Source organism: Methylobacterium sp. WL103 (genome assembly GCF_008039885.1).
Taxonomy (GTDB): domain Bacteria; phylum Pseudomonadota; class Alphaproteobacteria; order Rhizobiales; family Beijerinckiaceae; genus Methylobacterium; species Methylobacterium cerastii.
Window position 1 is genome coordinate 1 of record NZ_VRUX01000501.1, and the last position, 3,172, is coordinate 3,172.

Sequence of the window (3,172 nt, forward strand, 5' to 3'; positions counted from 1 at the left end):
CGCCGCGCTCGGGCCGCGCCGGCAGGTCGGCGAGGCGCCCGAGGTGGGCGGTGCCGATCGGCTCGAGGGCGAGGTGCTTCTCCACCGCCGCCTGCAGCCGGTCCGGCCGGGTCAAGAGCTGCCATTCGGCGCGCAGCACCGCGATGGCCTGACGCTCGGCATGCAGGCCGGCCTTCAGCTTCGAGACCTGACCGCCCTGGTAGAGCGTGTCGTACTTGATCGAGTAGGCGTAGATCGCCGAGGCGACGAGGCCGGCGACGGCCAGCAGGTTGAGCAGGCGGATCACCGGCGTGCGCCTCCGCGCGGGGCTTCGGGAAGCGCAGCGAGCGCCTGGATCGCGGCGAGCGGCGCCGGCACGGGTGCGTCCGTGCGCTCGGCGGCGCGAAGCTTGGCCGAGCGCGAGCGCGGGTTGCGCGCCGTCTCGGAATCGGAGGGCAGCACCGGGCCCTTGGTCACCGGCGTGAAGCTGCGGGCGGCCGTGGGCTCGCCGCCGGGCAGCGCGCTCGGCATGTGGCGCGAGGCCTGGACGGCGCGGCCGCTGCGGGCGGAGAAGAACTGCTTGACGATGCGGTCCTCGAGCGAATGGAACGTCACCACCGCGAGCCGCCCGCCCGGGCGCAGCATCCGCTCGGCGGCGTGCAGAGCCTGGACCAGCTCGCCGAGCTCGTCGTTGACCGCGATGCGCAGGCCCTGGAACGTCCGCGTCGCCGGGTGGATGCCGCTGCCGGGCTCGGTCCGCACGACCCCGGCGACGAGGTCGGCGAGCTGCGCCGTGGTCTCGATCCGGCCGCGGCGGCGCGCCTCGATGATGGTGCGGGCCACCGCCCGCGAGCGGCGTTCCTCGCCGTAATGGTAGATGATGTCGGCGAGCTCCACCTCCTCGGCCTCGTTGACGAGGTCGGCGGCGCTGAGGCCGGTGGCGGCCATCCGCATGTCGAGCGGGCCGTCGTTGCGGAACGAGAAGCCGCGCTCGGGCTGGTCGATCTGCATCGAGGAGACGCCGATATCGAGCACGATCCGGTCGGCCTGCGCCTCGCCGAGATCCGCCAGGTGCGCGTCGAGGGCGCCGAATCGGCCCGGAACCAGCGTGAGGCGCCCGTTCGAGGCGGCGACGAGCGCCGCGCCGCCGGCGATGGCCGAGGGGTCTCGGTCGATGCCGACCACGCGGAGGTCCGGGTCGGCGGCGAGCATCGCGCGGGTGTAGCCGCCGGCGCCGAAGGTGCCGTCGACGGCCAGCGTCGTACCGGGAAGGTCGAGGGCGGCGAGCACCTCGTCGAGCAGCACCGGGACGTGCGGGCCGCACGGTTTCTCGATGGGTTTGCGCGTCATCGCTGCGGCCCGTTCGGGCGAAGGCGCCGGGCCGCGTGCGGCCGAGGCGGCCCGCCGGGGATGGGGGGAACGGTTCGGCTCATGGCTGCCTGCACCCGGCCGCGGCGACGCGGCGCGGTCGGTTTGGGCGATCCCGCTCGTGCGGTGGCCGAAGGCCCGCGCGCGGACGATCCCCGCATGGCCGCGGCGAGCGTGGCCGCTGGGGGCGTCCGCCGATCCGGAAATCGCCGATGACGAGATGTTGGCGGGTACCATGGGCCTCTGACGATCGTCAACGCAAGCGAAGACCCGCATCGCGGACGTCCGATGTGACCTCAGCAAGGTTAACCGACGGTCAATTTTTCGCCCCGCCCGCCGACGTTCGGCGCATGGGCGCCGGCGATCCTCGGGACCTGCGCGCGTCTGCTGGCGAAAGCTTCGCCGCGATGCGCCGACCGGCGGCACATATTCCGCAGGACCGTGCTTCGCGCGGCGGATCGGCACGCTCCGTCAACGGCTTAGCCGGTGCCGTGGCTCTGCGTCCGGACAGGCAGGAAGCGGATCAGCCGGCCTATAAGCCGGGTTCTGTAGGGCCCGGAGGCGCCGAGGCGCATCCGGACGTGGCGGCCATTCCTCTGGGACGATCGTTGCCGACCGCCTCGAGCAACCAACCCGGGCGACTGGCCTGGAGAGAGGGCCTGCGCCTCTTCCTGCGAGGAGACGCGCGCCGCCCCTATTCGGTCTTGCTCCCGGTGGGGTTTGCCGTGCCGTCCGCGTTGCCGCGTCCGCGGTGCGCTCTTACCGCACCCTTTCACCCTGACCCCGCGACCTCGCGGTCCGGGGCGGTCTGCTCTCTGTGGCACTGTCCCTGGGGTCGCCCCCGCCGGACGTTATCCGGCACCGTCTCTCCATGGAGCCCGGACTTTCCTCCCCAAGCCGAAGCTCGGAGCGGCCGCCCGGCCGACTGATCCGGCGCGGATGTGGGCCGGATCGCCCGCCCGGGTCAAGCGGACGGCCGCGCGTTCAGGCGTCGAGGCCGCCCAGGACCGAAATCCTCGTCTGCCCACGCCGTGCGGCTTGCCCCGGACCGCCGCGATCCGGTTACCAGGTCCCGGTGTTCTCCATGGAGGACCACGGCTCCTGCGGCTCCTTGGCGCCGCCCTTCTGCAGGATCTCGATCGAGATGCCGTCGGGCGACTTCACGAAGGCCATGTGGCCGTCGCGCGGCGGCCGGTTGATGGTCACGCCCTTGTCCATCAGCCGGGTGCAGAAGGCGTAGATGTCGTCGACCTGGTAGGCGAGGTGCCCGAAGTTGCGCCCGCCGGAATAGGTCTCCGGGTCCCAGTTGTAGGTCAGCTCCACGAGGGGCGACTTGGTGGTCTCGGCCCGCGCCGCGTCGCCGGGGGCGGCGAGGAAGACCAGGGTGAAGCGGCCCTTCTCGTTGTCGATGCGGCGCACCTCCTTCAGCCCGAAGGTGTCGACGTAGAACGCCAGCGCCTTGTCGAGGTCGGCGACGCGCACCATCGTGTGCAGGTATTCCATGGGTGTTCTCGTGCTCCGCTGATGCCGGCCTATCTGGGCCCGGGCCGGACCCCGTCAACGGGCTCGGCCGCGCCGCGGCGGAACGCGAACATCCCCTTCGACGCCTCTTCGACGCCCCTTCGACGTCCCCTCCGGCCAGCCGAGCGATGCCCCGATGCGAACCGACACGCCCGTCCAGATCCGCCTCGAAGACTACCGGCCGAGCGACTTCCTGATCGACCGCGTCGACCTCGACGTGCGGCTCGCCCCGCACGACACGCGGATCACCGCGCGGCTGGCGCTGCGGCCGAACCCGGCGGGCCGGGCGGGCGCGCCCCTGGTG

General features: G+C 72.6%; 3 protein-coding genes and 1 other RNA gene. All 4 read right to left on the reverse strand.

From position 1 onward, the window contains the following. Nucleotides 1-286: hypothetical protein (locus tag FV222_RS21270; RefSeq protein WP_147815583.1), on the reverse strand; the 286-nt coding region annotated here is incomplete at its 3' end. After that, nucleotides 283-1,329 (reverse strand): 16S rRNA (cytosine(1402)-N(4))-methyltransferase RsmH, encoded by a 1,047-nt coding sequence (gene rsmH / locus FV222_RS21275; RefSeq protein WP_147753935.1) that lies wholly within the window; start codon nt 1,327-1,329, stop codon nt 283-285. The genes FV222_RS21270 and rsmH, both read right to left, overlap by 4 nt. A 537-nt stretch (nt 1,330-1,866) precedes the next feature. After that, nucleotides 1,867-2,276, reverse strand: an RNA gene (rnpB, locus tag FV222_RS21280) — RNase P RNA component class A. 133 nt (nt 2,277-2,409) lie between these two features. Continuing rightward, nucleotides 2,410-2,850 carry a VOC family protein gene (locus FV222_RS21285; RefSeq protein ID WP_147764272.1) on the reverse strand — a complete coding sequence of 147 codons (441 nt, stop codon included), beginning with the start codon at nt 2,848-2,850 and terminating at the stop codon, nt 2,410-2,412. Nucleotides 2,851-3,172: the final 322 nt, after the last annotated feature.